14 protein-coding genes are annotated in these 16,462 nt (G+C 74.2%); 6 read left to right on the forward strand and 8 right to left on the reverse strand.

The window, feature by feature from the left end:
- Window positions 1–3: 3 nt before the first annotated feature.
- The 3 genes from ABZ815_RS06320 to ABZ815_RS06330 form a co-directional block, all read right to left on the reverse strand.
- Complete coding sequence (locus ABZ815_RS06320; RefSeq protein WP_357694572.1) at window positions 4–1,104, reverse strand: acyl-CoA dehydrogenase family protein; 1,101 nt, start codon at window positions 1,102–1,104, stop codon at window positions 4–6.
- A 151-nt stretch (window positions 1,105–1,255) separates the two neighbouring features.
- A complete protein-coding gene (locus tag ABZ815_RS06325; protein WP_357694574.1) occupies window positions 1,256–2,221 on the reverse strand; it encodes an alpha/beta hydrolase in 966 nt (321 codons plus the stop codon).
- 117 nt (window positions 2,222–2,338) lie between these two features.
- Window positions 2,339–2,995 carry a type 1 glutamine amidotransferase domain-containing protein gene (locus tag ABZ815_RS06330; RefSeq protein WP_357694576.1) on the reverse strand — a complete coding sequence of 219 codons (657 nt, stop codon included), beginning with the start codon at window positions 2,993–2,995 and terminating at the stop codon, window positions 2,339–2,341.
- Between the two features lie 73 nt (window positions 2,996–3,068).
- Here ABZ815_RS06330 and ABZ815_RS06335 point away from each other — a divergent pair, with 73 nt between their 5' ends.
- Both ABZ815_RS06335 and ABZ815_RS06340 read left to right on the forward strand, forming a co-directional pair.
- Window positions 3,069–3,962 (forward strand): LysR family transcriptional regulator, encoded by an 894-nt coding sequence (locus tag ABZ815_RS06335; RefSeq protein WP_357694578.1) that lies wholly within the window; start codon window positions 3,069–3,071, stop codon window positions 3,960–3,962.
- A 46-nt stretch (window positions 3,963–4,008) separates the two neighbouring features.
- Window positions 4,009–4,737, forward strand: a complete 729-nt coding sequence (locus ABZ815_RS06340; protein WP_357694580.1) for a dienelactone hydrolase family protein — start codon at window positions 4,009–4,011, stop codon at window positions 4,735–4,737.
- Here the strand turns inward: ABZ815_RS06340 and ABZ815_RS06345 are convergent.
- The 3 genes from ABZ815_RS06345 to ABZ815_RS06355 are packed head-to-tail and all read right to left on the reverse strand — an operon-like array spanning window position 4,729 to window position 9,323.
- Complete coding sequence (locus ABZ815_RS06345) at window positions 4,729–5,469, reverse strand: ABC transporter ATP-binding protein (RefSeq protein WP_357694582.1); 741 nt, start codon at window positions 5,467–5,469, stop codon at window positions 4,729–4,731. The two genes, ABZ815_RS06340 and ABZ815_RS06345, sit on opposite strands and share 9 nt — an antisense overlap.
- The gene (locus ABZ815_RS06350) at window positions 5,470–8,094 is read right to left on the reverse strand and encodes an ATP-binding cassette domain-containing protein (protein WP_357694584.1); all 2,625 of its coding nucleotides are present in this window, start codon (window positions 8,092–8,094) and stop codon (window positions 5,470–5,472) included.
- On the reverse strand, window positions 8,091–9,323 hold the full coding sequence (locus ABZ815_RS06355; protein WP_357694586.1) for an ABC transporter substrate-binding protein: 1,233 nt from the start codon (window positions 9,321–9,323) through the stop codon (window positions 8,091–8,093). The genes ABZ815_RS06350 and ABZ815_RS06355 overlap by 4 nt, the downstream gene beginning before the upstream one ends.
- A 130-nt stretch (window positions 9,324–9,453) precedes the next feature.
- Between ABZ815_RS06355 and ABZ815_RS06360 the strand changes: the two genes are divergently transcribed.
- The 3 genes from ABZ815_RS06360 (at window position 9,454) to ABZ815_RS06370 (ending at window position 11,485) form a co-directional block, all read left to right on the forward strand.
- Entirely contained in the window at window positions 9,454–10,542 is a 1,089-nt protein-coding gene (locus ABZ815_RS06360; RefSeq protein ID WP_357694588.1) for an alcohol dehydrogenase catalytic domain-containing protein, read from the forward strand.
- A 44-nt stretch (window positions 10,543–10,586) separates the two neighbouring features.
- Window positions 10,587–11,078: a cupin domain-containing protein gene (locus ABZ815_RS06365; RefSeq protein WP_357694590.1), complete on the forward strand. Its 492-nt coding sequence runs from the start codon at window positions 10,587–10,589 to the stop codon at window positions 11,076–11,078.
- A 95-nt stretch (window positions 11,079–11,173) separates the two neighbouring features.
- Entirely contained in the window at window positions 11,174–11,485 is a 312-nt protein-coding gene (locus ABZ815_RS06370) for a hypothetical protein (RefSeq protein ID WP_357694592.1), read from the forward strand.
- 25 nt (window positions 11,486–11,510) lie between these two features.
- Here ABZ815_RS06370 and ABZ815_RS06375 read toward each other — a convergent pair whose 3' ends face one another.
- Window positions 11,511–13,742, reverse strand: coding sequence for an MMPL family transporter (locus ABZ815_RS06375; protein WP_357694594.1), 2,232 nt, complete (start codon window positions 13,740–13,742; stop codon window positions 11,511–11,513).
- Between the two features lie 97 nt (window positions 13,743–13,839).
- On the opposite strand from ABZ815_RS06375, the gene ABZ815_RS06380 reads away from it, so the two are divergent.
- Complete coding sequence (locus ABZ815_RS06380) at window positions 13,840–14,361, forward strand: TetR family transcriptional regulator (protein WP_357694596.1); 522 nt, start codon at window positions 13,840–13,842, stop codon at window positions 14,359–14,361.
- A gap of 53 nt (window positions 14,362–14,414) precedes the next feature.
- Here the strand turns inward: ABZ815_RS06380 and ABZ815_RS06385 are convergent, their stop codons facing one another.
- On the reverse strand, window positions 14,415–16,394 hold the full coding sequence (locus ABZ815_RS06385; protein ID WP_357694598.1) for a PASTA domain-containing protein: 1,980 nt from the start codon (window positions 16,392–16,394) through the stop codon (window positions 14,415–14,417).
- Between the last annotated feature and the right edge of the window lie 68 nt (window positions 16,395–16,462).

Consider the following 16,462-nt stretch of genomic DNA (forward strand, 5'->3'; position numbering starts at 1 on the left):
GGGTCATCGGGGCAGGCCCAGGACACGCTCGGCGATGATGTTGCGCTGGATCTCGTTGGTGCCCGCGTAGATCGGCCCGGCCAGCGAGAACAGGAAGCCGTCCAGCCAGGGTGTCCCGCCGGCGCGGTCGCCGAGCAGTTCCAGGGCCAGTTCGTGCATGCGCAGGTCCAGCTCCGACCAGAAGACCTTGCCCATGCTGGCCGCCGCCCCGATCTCGGCCCCGGCCATGATCCGGCGGGCGGTGGCGAAGGTGTGCAGCCGGTACGCCTCGGCCGCCGTCCAGCAGCGCGCGGCCTGGTCGGCGAGGACGGGGCCGGCGTCCGCGGCCAGCTCGACGAGGCGGTCGGCGGTGGCGAGGAAGCGGCCGGGGCTGCGCAGGGTCAGGCCGCGTTCGGAGGAGGTGGTGGACATCGCGATCCGCCAGCCGTCGCCGGGCTCGCCGAGCACCATGGAGTCGGCTGCGAACACCCCGTCGAAGTGCAGCTCGGCGAACCCGGGCAGGCCGTCGAGCTGCGCGATCGGCCGGACGGCGACCTCGTCCAGGGGGAAGAGGAAATACGTCAGGCCCTTGTGCCGGGCGCCGGAGGTGCGGAAGAGGCCGAAGCCGTGGGAGGCGTGGGCGGCCCGGGAGCTCCAGGTCTTGTGGCCGTACAGGCGCCAGCCGCCGTCGGCGCGTTCGGCGCGGGCGGTGAGCGCGGCGAGGTCGCTGCCGGCCTCGGGCTCGGACCAGGCCTGCGCCCACACGTCCTCGGCCGTCGCCATCCGGGGCAGCCAGCGCCGCCGCTGCTCGGGGGTGCCGAACCGCATGAGGCTGGGGGCCAGGAGGAAGATGCCGTTCTGGCTGACCCTGGCGGGGGCGCCGACGGCCCAGTACTCCTCCTCGAAGATCAGCCATTCGATCAGGGACGCGCCGCGGCCGCCGTGCTCGCGGGGCCAGGAGACGACCGACAGCCGCTCACCGGCCAGCAGCGCCTCCCAGGCGCGGTGCGCCTCGAAGCCCTCGGGGGTGTCCATCGGCGGGAGCCGCCGCGGCGCGTGGGCGGCCAGCCAGTCGCGAACCTCGGCGCGGAAGTCCAGCTCGGCCGGGGAGAAGTCGAGATCCACGAAACCAACCTAGCGCACGCTTGGTCTGCTGGCCAGGCCGCCGTCCGTGCGCCTGGGGTGGGCGTCGCGCAGGGTCTATGGAACGCGAGGGCGCCCACCTCGCCCTGGCCCTGCGACGCCCGCTCGCCAACGCCACCACCTGAGCCGGGGGCTACAACCCGTAGGCCCGCCTGAGCGCCGCCAACCGGGTCTCCCGTGCCCGCCTGCTCAGCGCGGTGTCCGGCACCATGGCGTCGAACCCGTGGAAGGCCCCCGGATAGAGGTGGAACTCGGTGGACACCCCGGCCCGCGCCAGCCGCTGGGCGTAGTCGATGTCCTCGTCCCTGAACACCTCCAGCTCGCCCACGTCGATGAACGCGGGCGGCAGCCCCGACAGGTCCTCGGCCCGCGCCGGCGCCGCGTACGGCGGGACGTCCGGGCCGCCCGTCCGCTCGCCGAGCAGGGCGGACCAGCCGTAGAGGTTCGCGGCCCGGTCCCAGACCACGGCCTCGGTGAACTCCCGGCTCGACGGGGTGGTGTTGCGGTCGTCGAGCATCGGGCAGACCAGGAGCTGGAAGGCCACCTCGGGGCCGCCCCGGTCGCGGGCGAGCAGCACGGTCGCGGCGGCCAGCCCCCCACCCGCGCTGGCCCCGCCGACGGCCAGCCTGGCGGGGTCGATGCCCAGCTCGTCGGCGTTCTTGGCGGTCCACACCAGGCCCGCGTAGCAGTCCTCGACCGGCGCGGGGTGCGGGTGCTCGGGCGCCAGGCGGTAGTCGACGGAGACCACCACGACGCCGAGGCGCTCGACGTAATCGATCATCGTGGCCTCGTCGACCTCGGGCACGCCGACGATCATGCCGCCGCCGTGGATCCAGTAGAGCCCCGGCCTGCCGGTGCCCTCCTGGGCGGGACGGTAGAGGCGGACCCGGACGTCCGGTTCGCCGTCGGGGCCGGGGACGTGGCGGTCCTCGACCAGCACCTCGCTCTCGGCGGGCGGCATGGCGGCCAGCATCGCGTTGATCTGGGCCCGGTACCCGGCCAGTTCCTCCGCCGTGAGGGTGGTCACGTCGAAGGTCGGGAACGGCGTGCTCTCCAGGGCGGCACGCAGTTCCGGATCGAGGTTGGGGTGGAACGCCATGAGGACTTCCTTCCACGGAGGGGCCTGCCGTACCCCTCGATGATCGGATCCCGCACGGGGGTGCGGCAACCGCCATCCGGTTGCCGTTGCGCGCGCGGCGCCCGCCGCTCGGCGAGGTCAGGCGAGCAGGTCGACGACCCGCTCGGCCAGGGGCCCGGCGCTGGCCGGGTTCTGGCCGGTGACCAGGCGGCCGTCCGCGACCACCTGCGGCTGCCAGTTCGCGGCGGGCTCGTGCCGGGCGCCGCGCGCGGTCAGCGCGTCGGCCAGCAGGAACGGCACCACGTCCGCCACGCCGCGCGCGCTCTCCTCGCTGTTGGTGAAGGCGGCCACCCGGCGGCCGTCCACCAGGTGGGAGCCGTCGGACAGGGTCAGGCCGACCAGCGCGGCCGGGCCGTGGCAGACCGCCGCGACCACGCCGCCGCGCTCGTAGATCTCGCGGCCGACGCGGGCGACGTCGGGGTTGTCGGGGAAGTCCCACATGGTGCCGTGGCCGCCGGCGTACAGGACGGCGTCGTAGGCCGCGGTGTTCACGTCGGCGAGGCGGGCGGTGTCGTCGTCCAGGCCGGTGGCGAGGAAGGCGGCCTGCGTGGGGTCGTCCGGGTCGTGGCCGTCGCGCGGCGGGCGGCCGCCGGCGACGCTGGCGACGTCCACCTCGAAGCCCGCCTTGGTGAAGATCTGCCAGGGATGGGCCGCCTCGGGGACGTAGTATCCGGTACGCTCCACGCCGCCGAGGTCGTCATGGCTGGTCAACACGATCAGGATGCGCTTGCTCATGCCGTCGAGCATGCCCGGCGAGACCCATTAGTAACAAATCGTGAAATATCGGTCCCGGCATCAGAATGGTGATATGTCGCCACTCTCGCTGGACCTGCTGCGGACCTTCCTCGCCGTGCACAGGACCGGCTCCATCACGGCCGCCGCGCAGACGCTCGGCCTCTCGCAGCCCGCGGTGACCGCCCAGGTCAAGACGCTGGAGGCGACCCTCGACCGGCCGCTGTTCGACCGCCTGCCGCGCGGCGTCGCGCCCACCCCCGCCGCCGACGAGCTGGCCCGCAGGGTCGCCCCCGCCCTCGACGCCCTGGACGAGGTCGCCGGCTCGGAGCTGCCCTCGGACGAGGCCGTGCACCTGGGCGGCCCGGCCGAGTTCCTGTGCGAGGAGGTCATGCCGATGCTCGCCCCGCTCGTACGCGACGGGCTGCGGCTGCGCACCACCCTCGGCCTGGCCGACGACCTGCTGGCCGACCTCGCGGCCGGACGGCTCGACCTGGTGCTGTCCACGATCCGGCCCCGGGTGCGCGGCGTCCAGGCCGACCCGGTCTACGACGAGGAGTTCGTCCTGGTGGCGGCGCCGTCCCTGGTGGGGGCGCTGCCGCCCGGCCGGGTCGGGCCCAAGGAGCTGGCCGGGGTCCCGGTGGTGGCCTACGCCGAGGACCTGCCGATCGTGCGCCGCTACTGGCGGACCGTGTTCGGGCGGCGTCCGTCGATGGCCGCGCAGGTCGTCATCCCCGACCTGCGCGGCGTGCTGAGCGCGGTGCGGGCCGGCATGGGCGTCTCGGTCCTGCCCGCGTACCTGTGCCGGCGTGACCTGGCCGAGGGCACGCTGGTCGCGCTGGCCGAGCCGCCTGAGCCGCCGATCAACACCGGCTACCTGGCCGTACGGTCGGGGGCGCTGGCCAGGTCGGCCGTGGCGCGGGTACGTGCCCATCTGCTGGCGGCGTTCCGGGCGGCGCCGCCGTACTGAGGACGAAGGTGGATGACGAGCGATCACCGTGGGCATGCTGGGCAACATGTGTCATTCCACCGACAGCCGACCGCCCGCCCCGCCGATCCGGGGCGAGGTCGCCGCGCACGAGCAGATCACCCTGACCTCCGCCGACGGCACCCGTTTCATGGCCTACCGCGCCGACCCGGCCGAGCCGAACGGCCGCGGCGTGGTGATCATGCCGGACGTGCGCGGCCTGCACCCGTTCTACCGCGACCTCGCGGTGCGCTTCGCCGAGGCCGGGTTCCGCACGATCGCGATCGACTACTTCGGCCGCACCGCCGGGACCGACGACCGCGGCGACGACTTCGACCACATGCCTCACGTCGACCGGCTCAAGCTCGACCAGGTGCAGGCCGACGCCGCGGCGGCGACCGCCGAGCTGGCCGGCGACGGCCCGGTGTTCACGGTCGGCTTCTGCATGGGCGGCGCGCTGTCGTGGCGTCAGGGCGCGGAGGGCAACGGCCTGGCCGGCAGCGTCGGCTTCTACGGCGCGCTGCGCTTCATCGACGAGCCGACGACCGGGCCGGGCGCGCCGCTGCTGCTGCTCAGGGGCGGCGCGGACAAGGTGTCGAGCCCGGAGGAGTTCGAGGCGTACACCGCGGCGCTGGACCGGGTGGGCACCGAGCACGAGACCCACGTCTACGAGGGCGCGCCCCACTCCTTCTTCGACCGCTCGTTCAAGGAGTGGGAGGACGTCTGCCAGGACGCCTGGCGCCGCGTCCTGACCTTCACCGAACGCCACTCAGCCTAGGTACGCGGCCCGCACCACCGGGTCGTCGCGCACCTGCGCGGGCGTCCCGGACGCGATCACCCTGCCCAGGTCCAGCACGACGATCCGGTCGCAGCTCTCCATCACGAAGCCCATGTCGTGCTCGACCAGCAGCACCGTCGTGTCCAGGGCCCTGACGACCTCGCCGAGCCGGGCGGTCTGGGCGGCGTCCAGACCGGAGGTGGGCTCGTCGAGCAGCAGGAGCCTCGGACGGTCCGCGAGCGCGCGGGCCAGCTCGACCATCCGGCGCTGCCCGACCGGCAGCGCGGCGGCGTACGCGTCGCGCAGCGGGGTGAGCCCGCACAGGTCGAGCACCTCGGCCACGCGCGCGCCGCGCTCGCGCTCGATCCGCCGCCGTCCCGGCCACCCGGCCAGGTCGGCGGCCAGCCCGCCGCCACCGCCGTGCCAGTCGAGCGCGGCCAGCACGTTCTGGGCCACGGTGAGCCGGCCGAACACCTGCGTGCGCTGGAACGTCCTGCGCACGCCGGCCCTGGCCCGCCGGAGCGCCGACACCCCGGTCAGGTCGCGCCCGTCCAGCGCGACCCGGCCCGCGACCGGCCTGCGCAGCCCGGACACCACGTCGAACAGCGTGGTCTTGCCCGCGCCGTTCGGCCCGATCACGCCGCAGACCTGGCCCGGCCCGGCCTCGAACGACACGCCGTCCAGCGCCCTGACGCCGCCGAAGGCCACGGACACGCCCTCCACCGCGAGCATTCACCTCACCCCCAGGTAGGCGGCGGTCAGCCGGTCGCCGTCCACCTCCGAGCGCGGGCCCGTCCAGGTGACGCCGCCCAGCCGCATGAACGCGACCCGGTCGGCGACGGCCAGCGCCTCGGTCGCCTTCTCCTCCACCAGCAGCAGCGCCACGCCCCGGTCGCACAGCTCGGCGAAGACGTCGAACACCTGCCGCACCACGAGCGGCGCGAGGCCGAGCGACGGCTCGTCGGCGATCAGCACGCGCGGCGGGCGCACCAGGGCCGGGGCCAGCGTGAGGAGCTGCTGCTCGCCGCCCGACAGCGCGCCCGCGGCCACCGTACGGCGGGCCGCGAGCTGCGGCAGCCGCTCGTAGACCGGCCCGGGATCGTCCAGCCAGGTACGCAGGTTCTCCTCCACGGTGAGCCCCGGAAAGACGCCCCGCCCTTCGGGGGCCAGCAGGACGCCGGCCCGCGCCCGCCGGTGCGCCGGCCAGGCGGTGACGTCCACTCCGTCGAGCAGGACGCGGCCGGCGCTCACCGGCAGGTCTCCGGCGGCGACGGCGCACGTGGTGGACTTGCCCGCGCCGTTCGCGCCGAGCAGCGCCACCACCTCGCCGGGCCGCACCTCCAGCCTCACCCCGCGCAGCACGGTGCAGTCGGCGTAACCGGCCACGACGTCCTCCAGCACGAACAACGCCCGACCGCCTCCGGCGGCGACCTCCGCCCGGCGGGGCACGACGTGGGGAACCGCGGGAGCCACGGCGGGCAGGCGGCGCCGGGCGCGGGCCTCGGCGAGCTGGGTGAGCACACCATCCGGATGCCGGGCCAGGATCATGCCGCCCGCCCCGAACAGGATCGACCCCACGTGCGCGGACAGGCCCCAGGTCGCCAGCAGCTCGGGCACGGCCACCGCGACGAGCCCGCCGAGCACCGCCCCGCCGATCCTGCGCACGCCCTGCAGCACCACCACGGCCAGCCACACGAACCCGGAGAACGCCGGCAGGTCGGTGGCCGTGATCGACCCCTTGGAGATCGCGAACAGCACCCCGCCGAGCCCCGCGATCCCGGACGCCAGCACGAACAGCACGATCTTGGCGCGCGGCGCGGACAGCCCGGAGGTGACGGCCGCCGCGGGCGCCGACCGTACGGCCAGCACGGCCCGCCCGGACGCCGACCGCTCCAGGTTCCGCACCAGCAGCGCCACCAGCCCGATCAACGCCAGCAGCACGACCACCCGCACCCGCGGGTCGGAGGTGTCGGCGACGCCGAGGCCGAGCGCGGGCAGCGCCCAGCCGATGGTCCCGTTGCTGAAGGCGTCCACCTGGAACAGCACCTGATCGGCCAGCAGCGCCAGGGCCAGCGTGGCCAGCGTCAGCACCCGCCCGCCCAGCCGCAGCGCGGGCAGCGCCACCACCAGCCCGACGGCCCCCGCCGCGACCACGCCCAACAGGATCGCCACGACGAACGGCCACCCGGAGGCGAACGCCCACCCACAGGTCAGCGCCGCCATGGCCGCGAAGGCGGCCTGCGCCAGGTTCACCATGCCGCCGATCCCGGTCACCACCACGAACGAGCAGAAGATCAGCGCGAGCACCAGCCCCTGGGCCGCGACGCCCACGTAGTACTGCGGCCCGAGCAGCGCGAAGGCGGCCAGCGCGGCCAGCCCCGCCGCCCACGGCAGCCGCCTGCGCCAGGCCGGCACCCCGGCCAGGTGGTCGGGCGGCGGGACGTCCTCGGCGGCGCTGCCCGCCACCCGCTCCCGCGACCGGTTCAGCAGCACCAGCCCGGCGAACAGCAGGAGCACCGGCACGGCGGTGCGCAGCCCGGTGACCTCCTCCAGGAAGTCGGTGTACCCGGCGACCAGGTTCTGCACGACCCCGAGCGCGAGCCCGGCCGCGAACGTCCAGGGGATCGAGCGCAGCCGTCCGAACACCGCCGCCGTCGCCGAGGCGAACAGCAGCACCGTGTACGCCGTCGCGTCCAGCCCGAGCACGGGCGCCGCCAGCACCCCGGCCAGCCCGGCGAGCCCCGATCCGAGCATCCAGGCCAGCGCGGAGGTGGCGTCCACGTCGATGCCCCGCAGCGTGGCCAGGCGGCGGCGGTCCACGGAGGCGCGCATGCGCAGCCCGTACGGCGTGTGCCGCATGAACGCCCACAACCCGGCTGCCGCGACCGCCGAGAGGGCGAAGGTGATGAGCTGGTCGCTGTCCAGCCGCACCCCGAGCGGGTCGAACCCCTGGGCGGGGTGGGGGCCGACGCCGCGCGGCAGCGAGGTGGCGTCCGTGGCGGGCAGCCCGGCCAGGTCCACGACCAGCAGGCCGAGCGCGGGCAGCGCGATCGTGAGCCCGATGGTGGCGACGATCTGCGCGGTCTCCCCCGCCTGGGCGAGCCCGCGGAACATGGCCCGGTGCAGCAGGTAGCCGAGCGCAGGCGCGAACAGCCCGGCCGCCACCAGCGCCGACAGCCAGGCGGGCAGCCCGGCGGCGGCGGTGAGCTCGTAGAACACCAGGGCGGCCAGGAAACCGACGGCGCCGTGGGCGAAGTTGAACACCCCGGTCGCCGCGTACGACAGGGTCAGGCCGGAGCCCATGATCGCGAAGACGGCCCCGGTGACCAGGCCGCTGAGCACGTACTGGAGGATCATTTCAGCGGCACGTTGTCGAAGCAGGCCATCCTTCTGGCCACCTGGAAGGCCCCGCCCGCCAGCTTGACCAGGGCGCCGCAGCCGTTCGGCTCGCTGTGGTCCCTCGGGTAGCGGATGCGGCCGAACCCGGGGTTCTCGTAGAGGTAGTCGCCGTTGGCGGTGGCCAGGAACTTCTCCCTGGTCAGGTCCTTGCCGGTGCGCTTGAGGACGTCGAGGAAGATGTCGGCGGCCCAGTAGCCGATCGCCAGGTGCTGGGTGAGCGCGGTGCCGGGGGCGACCTGCTCGACGTCCTTCTTGAGCTGGGCGATCTCGGGCGCGGGCGACTCGAACGGCTCGAACATGGGCGCGGCGATCACGCCTTCGAGCGCCTGCGCGCCGGCCTGGTCCTTGAGGATGGCCACGTCGTAGCTGGTGGCGTCGGTGAGCACGCCCTTGTAGCCGGCCCGCTTGAGCGCCGCGTAGAGGCCGACGTTGAACTTGGTGCCCGCGATCACCGAGACGACGACGTCGGGGGCCTTGCCGCCGTCCGAGGTCATGATCTTGTTGACGTACGGGAGCCAGTCGGGGGGCGGGGCGGCGGCCGGCAGGCCGGAGTTCACGCCGACCAGCTCGAACCCGGCGGCGGTGAACGACTGGGAGATGGTCGTGCCACCGTACTTGCTGCCGCTGGAGTCGCTGGTCTGCACGTAGACGCTCTTGCCCGCCGCGCCGCCGAGCAGGTCGGCCATCTGCCTGCCCCACCACGTCTGGGAGCCCGCCCCCTGCTTGGGGGCCAGGCAGCCGTTGTAGCCGAACCCGGTCCTGGTGCCGCACCACTGCGGCCCGGTGGCCCAGCCGAACCAGGGGACGCCCTGCTGTTCGAGGAAGGCCGCGCCGCCGAAGTTGGGGGCGTGCACCGGGACCAGCGCGAACACCTGGTCCTTCTGGACGAGTTTCTTGGCCGCCGCGTCGCCCTTGGCCGCGTCCTGGGCGTCGTCCTCGGCGCCGATGAAGTCGATCTTCCGGCCGTGCACGCCGCCCTCGGCGTTGGCGCGGGCGAACCTGGCCTTGGCGCCGATCTCGGCGTCCCTGGTCGAGTAGCCGCTCGCGCTGGTCTTGGTCAGCACGCCGCCGATCTTGATGGTGGTGTCCGTCACTCCCGTGCCCGACTGGGCCGTACCGGTCTGCTGGGCCGCGCAACCGGCGGCGAGCAGCGTCAGTGTGAGCGCGGCCGCGCCCCGCCGTACCATGTTGTTCTCCCTCGCGACTCGGCCTAGCGCTCGCTTGGTTTCGCTGAGCGTAGATTTGCCGGGGAGGGGTGTCAACGGGCTCCCGAGCAACCGCTTGCTCGTAGCCCGCGCGCCGGGCTAGCGTGGGCGCATGCTGATGCGCGCGGCCGTGCTGACCGGGTTCCACGCCCCGATGGAGATCCGCGACGTCGAGATCGACGACCCCGGCCCCGGCGAGGTCCGTGTCCGGATCAAGGCCTCGGGCGTGTGCGGCTCCGACCTCAAGGCGATCGACGGCAAGAGCCCGGTGGTGAGCGCGCCGCCGTTCATCCTGGGGCACGAGAGCGCGGGCGTGGTGGAGAGCGTCGGCGCGGGCGTCACCACCGTCCGGCCGGACGACCACGTCATCATCGCCATGAGCGGCCCCTGCGGGCGCTGCCGCCACTGCGGCTCTGGCCGCTTCCACCTGTGCTCGGGCCCGCTGCGGCTGCCCACCATCATGGGCGGCCCGCCCAGGGTCACCCTGGACGGCCAGGAGACCCGCCGCTTCATCGGCATCGGCTCGTTCGCCGAGTACGCGGTGGTCACCGAGGCCATGTGCGTCAAGATCGCCAAGGACGCCCCCTTCGCCGCCATGTGCCTGCTGGCCTGCGGCGTGATCACCGGCGTGGGCGCGGTCCTGAACGTGGCCCAGGTGCCGCCGGGCGCCTCGGTGCTGGTCGTCGGCTGCGGCGGCGTGGGCCTCAACGTCGTCCAGGGCGCGGTGCTCGCCGGCGCCACCACGATCATCGCCGCGGACGTGGCCGAGCAGAAGCTCAAGCTGGCCGAGCGCTTCGGCGCCACCCACCTGCTCACCCCCGGCGACCTGCCGGACCAGGTGGGCGCGCTGGTACGCGGCGGCGTCGACTACGCCTTCGACGCGACCGGCGTCCCCGGCGTGCTGGCCGACGCCTTCGCCGCCACCCAGCCGGGCGGGACCACCGTCATGGTCGGCAGCCCGCCGCGGGGCCACGCGATGGAGCTGGACACCGGCCTGCTGTTCTCCTCCCGCCGCCTCATGGGCACCCAGGGCGGCGACGCCGCGCCGCACCGCGACCTGCCCATGCTGGCCGGGCAGTACCTGCGCGGCCGGCTCGACCTCGACGGCCTGATCACCGAACGCCTGCCCCTCGACCGGATCAACGAGGCCGTCGCCCACGTCCGCCAGGGGACGGTCGCCCGCACCGTCATCACGTTCTGAGCCCTCGCTATTCTCAGTTCCTTCGGAACAGCGGAGGAGCCCCCATGTCGTACCCCGAACAGCGCTACCTGGCCGAGACCGGCGAGATCAGCGGCACCCTGCGCCCGGCGGAAAACGGCCCCGACCTGTCGATGGCGACCGGCACCCGCGTCCACTACCTGGGCACGGGCGGCTCGACCAACGGCGCCTTCGGCCTGTACCGCTGGGAGATGGGCCCGCGTCCCGGAGGCGCGAGCCCGCACTTCCACCGGACCATCACCGAGTCCTTCTACGTGCTGACCGGCAGCGTCCAGCTCTACAACGGCGCCACGTGGGCGAAGGGCCTGCCCGGCGACTTCCTGCACGTGCCCGAGGGCGGCATCCACGCCTTCCGCAACACCTCGGGCGAGCCGGCCTCGATGCTGGTGCTCTTCACGCCGGGCGCGCCGCGCGAGGCGTACTTCGAGGAGCTGGCCGACATCACCCACACCGGCCGCGAGCTCACCTCCGAGGAGTGGGTCGAGCTCTGGAACCGCCACGACCAGTACCCGGTCTGACCAGCCGCGGGGACGGCACGCGGGTCCGCCACCGGCCGGCCCGCGCCCGAGCGCGTACTGTGAGCGGGTAATCGCCCACAGTGAGGGAGGTCCGCATGCTCGTCAGAGGAGCCGTCGCGGCCGGCCTGCTCGCGGTCCTGACCGTGGGCGGCGCCGGCCCCGCCGAGGCCCGCTACCGCTACGACTTCCGCAGCCGCGAGGTGGTCATCTGGAGCGAGCCGAAGAACGGCGCGACCCAGCTCGGCGTGGGCCGTCCCGGCGACGGCTTCGACTCCGACCGGTCGGAGGAGCACGAGCTGTTCCGGTGCGACGAGGCGTTCGACAGCACCCTGTGGCACCACGGCACCGACTCCACCACCGGGGTCGTCGGATGGGTGCCGGCCTGCCATCTCGACGACCCCGACTGACCGCTCCGACCGCTCGCCCGCGGGCTCAGCGCCCGGCGCCCACCGGCTCCTGCACCCGCTCGTCGCTCGACGCCGGGTCGTCCTCCTCGTGCCCCTCGACCGACAGGTTCGGCAGCAGCCGGTCCAGCCAGCGCGGGCACCACCAGTTCGCCCGGCCGAGCAGCACCATCGTCGCCGGCACGAGGAAGCCGCGGATGACGGTCGCGTCCACCGCGATGGCCACGGCCAGCCCGACGCCGAACGTCTTGACCATCGCGTCCGGGTAGGCGATGAACGCCACGAACACCGCCACCATGATCAGGGCGGCCGAGGTGATGACCCGGCCGGTCGAGCCGAGCCCCTCGGCCACCGCCCGGCTGTTGTCGCCGTGCCGGGCGTGGGCCTGCCGCACCGCCGTCAGCAGGAACACCTCGTAGTCCATCGACAGGCCGAACAGCACCGCGAACAGCATCAACGGCACGTAGCTCTCGATCGGCACCGAGAAGAACACGGTCTCCAGGTAGGAGGAGTCCATGGGGGCGTCCATGCCGACCAGGCCGCTGCCGAGTCCGATCGAGAACACCAGCGCGAGCGCGCCGAACGCGGCGCCCAGGGACACCAGGTTCATCACCGCGGCCTTGACCGCGACGACGGGCGCGCGGAAGGCGAACAGCAGGAGCAGGGCGCTCAGCAGCACGACCACGCCGATGACCAGCGGGGTGCGCTCGTTCATGCGGTCGCCCGCGTCGGTCATCCCGGCCACCTTGCCGCCGACGTGCACCTGGACGCCCGGGATCGAGACGGCCCTGACCTGCCTGACCACCTCGGCCGCCCTCGGGTCGCTCGGGGCGTAGTCGCTGATCGTCTGGAGCAGGACCGAGCGGCCGGAGGCGTTCAGCTTCGGATCGGCCACGTGGGCGACGCCCTCGACGTCGGCGACCGCGTCGGCGATCCGCCGCACGGTCACGTCCCCGGCGCCGGAGACCTTCTCCGGCAGTTCGGCGACCACGATGAGCGGGCCGTTGCTGCCGGGCCCGAAGGCCGTGGCCATCAGCTCGTACGCGCGCCGCCCGGCCGAGTCCTTGGCCGCGTACCCCTCGTCCAGCGGCCCCAGTGTCAGCGCGAGCGCGGGCGCGGCCAGCGCGGCGAGCACGAGCACGCTGCCGATGAGCACCCGCCACGGCCTGCGCGCCACCCACGCGCCGAGCCCGGCCCAGCCGGCGCCCCCGCCGCGGTTGGACGAACGCCCGCGGATCAGCGGCACCTTGAGCGCGTTGACGCGGTGGCCGAGCAGCCCGAGCAGGGCGGGCACGAGGGTGACCGAGGTCAGCACGGCGAAGACGACGGAGATGCCGGTCACCCAGCCGAGCGTGCTCAGCAGCGGGAACCCGGCCAGCATCAGCGCGCTCAACGCGATGATCACCGTGCCGCCGGCGAACACGACGGCCCCGCCCGAACTGGCCACCGTCCGGCGTACGGACTCCACGACCGGCACCCCGTCGGCCAGCAGCTTGCGGTGGCGCGACAGCAGGAACAGCGCGTAGTCGATGCCGACGCCGAGCCCGATCATCGTGGACATGATCCCGGCCTGCTTGGGCATGTCCACGACGTACCCGAGCAGGCCGATCACGCCGAGCCCGGTCGCGACGCTGACCAGCGCGGTGAAGATCGGCACCATCGCGGCCACCAGCGTCCCGAACGCGAAGACCAGCACGAGCAGCGCACAGATCACGCCGATGATCTCGCTCGGCCCGGTCTTGATCTCCTTGCTCGCCGGGTTGGAGTCGTCGGCGGGCACCACTTCCAGCCCGGCGTCCCTGGCCGGGGCGGCGGCGTCGGACAGGGCCCGCGTGGCCTCGCCGGCCTTGTCGGGGTCGTTGCCCTGCATCTTGACGGTGATCACGCCGATCTGCAGGTTCGAGGCGATGCCGCCCACGCGGAAGGGCGTGTCCACCTGGACCACGTGCGGCATCGTGCGCATCGCGGCGACCGAGCGCTCGACGGCCTGCTTGCGCGGCGCGTCGGTGAGCTTGCCGTCCGCGGAGTACAGGAGGAGCTGCACGGTTCCGCCGGTGGCGTAGCCGGGGCCGAAGCCCTCCTTCATCAGGTCGTGCGCGCGCTGCGCGTCGGTGCCCGGGATGGAGGCGTCGTTGCTGACCGGACGGCCGAGCGCGAGACTGCCGCCCATCAGGCCGACGGCCAGGACCACCCATAAGGCCAGGACGATCCGCCCGTGCCGCGCGCACCAGCCACCCAGCCGACCAAGAAACCGCGTCATCGCCCCGCCCCTGCCCGACGCCCGTCCTGTACGGTCGTACAGGACTACGATAAAACGGAGGACGCCGGAAATTCCGGATTCCGTGGGAAATGAGACGATGACCACACCCGACGACACCCGCTCCCGGATTCTGGCGGCCGCGCGCGAGCTGTTCGCCGAGCGCGGCTACGCGGGCACCTCGCTGGCCGACATCGCCGCCGCGGTCGGGCTGACCAAGACCGCCGTCGCCTACCACTTCCATCCCAAGGACCGGCTGGCCTCCGAACTGCTCTCCCCGGCCGCGGCCGAGATGATCACCCTGCTCGACGCCGACCATCCCGACCGCAAGGCGTTCGTCGAGGCCCTGGCCGTCTTCGCGGTGCGCCACCGCGCGGTGATCCGCCTGTTCATGGAGGACCTCGCGGCCGACGAGCCCGTGCCGGCCGGCTCCGAGCGCGCGGTCGTCGGCACGTTCAGGGACGAGATCTTCGCCAAGCTCGCCGGCGAGAACCCGGGGCCCGAGGCCAGGGTCAGGTGCTGGGCCCTGCTCGGGGCGCTCCAGTGGGGCGTGGTCAAGACCATGGACCTGCCCGAGGAGCAGGTCACGGCGGTCATGCTGCAGTCGGCGCTGGCCTTCTGACGGCTCCCGCCGATCAGCTCCTGCGCGGACCGACCGCGGCGGAGGTCCCCCGATCACAGCCCCGTCGAGGGGTCGACGGCGGGGCCGGTCGGGCTTTGCGTGGGCTCCTCGGGGCCGGGCCCGCCCTGCTGGCCGGACACGCCGACCGTGATCACGACCACGTCCCCGGACCCGGCGCAGGTCCCCGGCGCCAGGCTCTGGCCCAGGACGGTGTCCGCCTTGGCGTCGTCGTCCACGACCTGGGTGCGGGCCCGTACCGTGAAGCCGGCCGCGACCAGCTCGGCCCGGCCGTCGGCGCGGCCCTCCCCCACCACGGACGGCACCTCGACGCCCTGGCGGGCCACCGTCAGCGCCACCGGGGCGCCACCCGGCACCCGGGCGCCGGCCTCGGGCCGCGTCGCGAGAACCTGGCCGTCCGGCTGGTCGGAGCACGATCGGGTGACCGTCCCGGCCGTGAGCCCGGCGGCGGTGAGCGCCGCCTCGGCCGCCTTGCGCTGCCGCCCGGCGACGGACGGCACCGGCACCCCCGCCGACACCTCCAGCGCGACCGCGCCGCCCCGGCCCACCACGGTCCCGGCCGCCGGACGGCTGCCGAGCACCCGGCCGATCTCCTTGACCGAGTCGGTTCTGGTGACCGCGCCGACGGTGAGCCCGGCCTGCTTGAGCGCCTTGACCGCGTCGGCCCGGTCCAGGCCGGTCAGCGGCGGAACCGCGACCGTCGTCACCGGCCGCCCGACTGTCGGCCCGCCGGTGGGCTCGACGGCGGGCGCGACGGTGGGCACGCGCTCCCGCTCCGCCGGCTTCCCGCCCGGCCGTGAGGAGGCGCGCGCCGAACCCGCCGGGCTCGGCGGCGCCGCCGGCAGCACGGACGCCTGGCCGGAGCGGTGGCCGTTGAGCGCGGGCACGATCACGGTGAGCACGACCGCGGTCACCAGCAGCGCCGCGCACACCGCCACGACCGCCTGCACCCATCCGGCCCCGCGCCCCCGGCCCTGCCGGTCCGGCGCGCCCGTCCCGGCCCGCGTCCTCAGGCCGTCCGGCGGGCCCGCCTCGGCCGGCGGCCTCGTGCCCTGCGCGGTCGTGGGGAGCTCGGGGCCGCCGCCCGTCCGCGAGCGCAGGTGGTACGCGCCGGCCGCGCCGGTGACCTCGGGCTCGGCCAGCGGCACGGGCGGTCGCTGCCCGGGGACCAGCGGCACGTCGCCGTACCCTTGATCCGGCGAGTCCGCCTCGCCGAGCAGCGCGAACAGCAGCTCCCTGCTGGACGGCCGGTTCCTGACGTCCTTGTCCAGGCAGGCGGCGACCAGCACCCGCAGCCGCCCGTCCAGCCGGCCCAGCTCGGGCGGCGCGGTCAGGATGCGGTGCAGCACCGGCGCCACCGAGTCCTGGCCGAACGGCGCGCTCGCGTTGGCCGCGAAACACATGGTCGCGCCCCAGGAGAAGACGTCGGCCGCCCCGGTCACGGCCGAGGCGGTGATCTGCTCGGGAGCCATGTACGCCGGCGTGCCCACCCCCCTGTTCGTCACCGTGGCCGCCGCGTCCAGCGCCCTGGCCAGGCCGAAGTCGATCACCCGCGGCCCGTCGGGCCCGAGCAGCACGTTCTGCGGCTTGAAGTCCCGGTGCACGATGCCCGCCCGATGGATGGCGGCCAGCGCGGTCGCGGTGCCGACCGCCAGCCGTTCCAGCGCGCCGCCGTGCCGCGGGCCGGTCAGCGAGACCTCCCGGTGCAGCGAGGGCCCGTCGACGTACTCGCTCACGATGTACGGCCGGCCCTCGTCGAACCCGGCGTCGACCACCTGGGCCGTGCAGAACCTCGCCACGTGCTTGGCCAGCTCCACCTCCCGCAGGAACGCCCCTTGCTCGTCCCCGACGGGCCCGTGCAGCAGCTTGACCGCGTACCTCTCCCCGCTGTGCCTCTCCCCGCTCCTCGAACCGAGGAACACCGCGCCCTGTCCGCCTTCACCCAGTCGCCCGGCGAGCTCGTACTCGCCGAGTCTGTGCGGGTCCCCCGTTCTGAGCGGCTGCGCCGTTGGCACGGGGCGCCTCCCCTCGCCGCCACCCCTTCTTGCTCTCCACTGAAGGCAACGGGCCGCGTTCAGTCAAC

Source organism: Nonomuraea sp. NPDC047529, assembly GCF_040642995.1.
GTDB lineage: Bacteria > Actinomycetota > Actinomycetes > Streptosporangiales > Streptosporangiaceae > Nonomuraea.